Genomic DNA, 2,163 nt, shown 5'->3' on the forward strand with positions numbered 1-2,163 from the left:
GGACGGCTTCTCCGCCAAGGTGATGGCGGCGACCGGCGAGCCGCCGACGGCAGCCGCCGAAGCGCAGGTGATCCAGTCGCAGCTCGGCGAAATCGGCATCGACCTCGAAATCGAGATGATGGAACTCAACGTCTATATCGACCGCTGGCTGAAGGGCGATTTCGACATGGCCGTGGCGCTGAACGGCGGACGCACCGACCCCTATACCATGTATAACCGCTACTGGACAAAGGACGGCAACCTCGCCCATGTCGCCCATTACGGCGACGACACGCTCGACAGCCTGATGCAACAAGGCCGCGTCGAGACCGATCCGGCAAAGCGCAAGGACATCTTTGCCGAATTCTCCAAGCACCTTACCGAAGTCTCTCCCTGGATCTGGCTTTACACCGGCTACAGCTACACGGCGGCAAACGACAAGGTGAGCGGTTTTGAGGCCAATCCGACGGGCTCGCTCTTCGGACTTTCCGCTGTCACCGTCAGCGAATAAGCCGAAACAGAGAAGACGGGAGGCGCATACAACATGAACTACCTGACCCGGCGACTGGTGACCTTTCCTGTGGTCATGCTCGGGGTATCCGTCCTCGTCTTCGTTTCGATCCGACTGGTTCCCGGCGATGCCATCACGGCGATGCTGGGAACCGAGGCCGGCCTTTTGACGCCGGCGCAGCGGGCGTCACTGGAAACCTATTTCGGCATGGACCGGAGCTGGTTCGGCCAGTACTGGCACTGGCTCGGCGGCGTGCTGCACGGCAATCTCGGCATCTCGGTCACCTATGGCCGTCCGGTGATGGAGGTTATCCTGCGCGTCTTTCCGCTGACGCTAGAGCTGGCGCTTCTGTCCATGATCGTCGCGCTGGCCGTGGGGCTTCCGGCCGGCATCTATGCCGCCACCCATGCGGAAAGGCCGTCCGATCTCATCGTCCGGATCGTCGCCATGGTCGGCCAGTCGACGCCGAGTTTCGTCGTCGCGTTGCTGGCGATCTATGCGCTATCCGTCTGGTTCGGCGTTCTGCCCGCCATGGGCACGTTCACGCCGCTCTGGCAAGACCCGCTGAAGAACCTCGCGCAGATGATCCTGCCGGCGCTGACGCTCGGCTTTGCCTTCGCCGCCGCCGTTACCCGCATCTCCCGTTCGGCGATGCTCGATATTCTCTCCGACGATTACATCCGCACGGCGCGCGCCAAGGGCGTGCCGGCGCGTTCGGTTATCTGGCACCACGCGCTGCCCAATGCGCTGATCCCGGTGGTGACCGTCTCGGGCGTCGAGTTCGGTTATCTTCTGGGCGGCGCCGTCATCGTCGAACAGGTGTTTGCGCTTCCGGGCCTCGGGCGCACCGTGCTGGAAGCGATCCTGCAGCGTGATTACGCGCTGGTGCAGGGCAGCGTCCTCTTCATCGCCTTCAATTTCATGATCGTCAATCTGCTGGTGGATCTCGCCTATGCGGCGCTCGATCCGCGCATCCGGCTGGGAGGCAAGTAATGCAGCTCCTGCGCTCCATCTTCGCCCATCCGAGCGGCCGCATCGGCGGCACCATCGTCGCGCTTTACGTCATCATTGCGGTGCTCGGCCTTGTCGGGCTCACGCCGCATGATCCGCTGATGCAGTTCCGCATCGACCGGCTGCACGCCCCGAACGCGACCTACTGGATGGGCACCGACCTTCTCGGCCGTGATGTCGCGAGCCGCCTGATGATCGGCATCGCCCAGTCTTTCATCGTCTCCTTCGCCTCCGTGGCGCTGGCGACCGTCGCCGGCATCGTTCTGGGCCTGGCCGCCGCCTGGTTCGGCGCCTACTGGGATGGCGCGATCATGCGGATGATGGATGTGTTGCTGGCCTTTCCGGCGATCCTGCTGGCGCTCCTGATCATCACCATTGTCGGCCCCGGCACATGGACGAGCGTGATGGCGATCGCCTTTGTCTACACGCCGATCTTCACCCGCGTGGTGCGCGGGCCCGCGCTGTCGCTGAAGACCCGCGAATTTGTCGATGCCGCGCGCACCTTCGGTTCGTCGCGCCGCTATATTCTCTCGCGCCACATGCTGCTCAATCTGGTCGCGCCGCTCACCGTGCAGGTGACGCTGGCGCTCGCCTGGGCGCTTCTGACGGAGGCCGGGCATTCCTTTCTCGGCCTCGGCACCCAACCGCCCAAGGCCTCCCTC

At 63.9% G+C, this 2,163-nt stretch carries 3 protein-coding genes; all 3 read left to right on the top strand.

Features of this window, described 5'->3' with window-relative positions; translation table 11 throughout:
* Positions 1-490, top strand: a 490-nt coding sequence (locus AC5DC2_RS23300; protein WP_491700205.1) for an ABC transporter substrate-binding protein, incomplete at its 5' end; no start/stop codon positions are given.
* Between the two features lie 33 nt (positions 491-523).
* Entirely contained in the window at positions 524-1,483 is a 960-nt protein-coding gene (locus AC5DC2_RS23305; RefSeq protein WP_024708124.1) for an ABC transporter permease, read from the top strand.
* On the top strand, positions 1,483-2,163 hold a 681-nt coding region (locus AC5DC2_RS23310; protein WP_491700206.1), incomplete at its 3' end, for an ABC transporter permease. The genes AC5DC2_RS23305 and AC5DC2_RS23310, both read left to right, overlap by 1 nt.

It is taken from the genome of Martelella sp. (assembly GCF_984369615.1).

Bases quoted from the DNA above. Each gene is read 5' to 3' on its own strand.
- AC5DC2_RS23305 (WP_024708124.1), top strand. From the start codon at position 524: ATGAACTACCTGACCCGGCGACTGGTGACCTTTCCTGTGGTCATGCTC.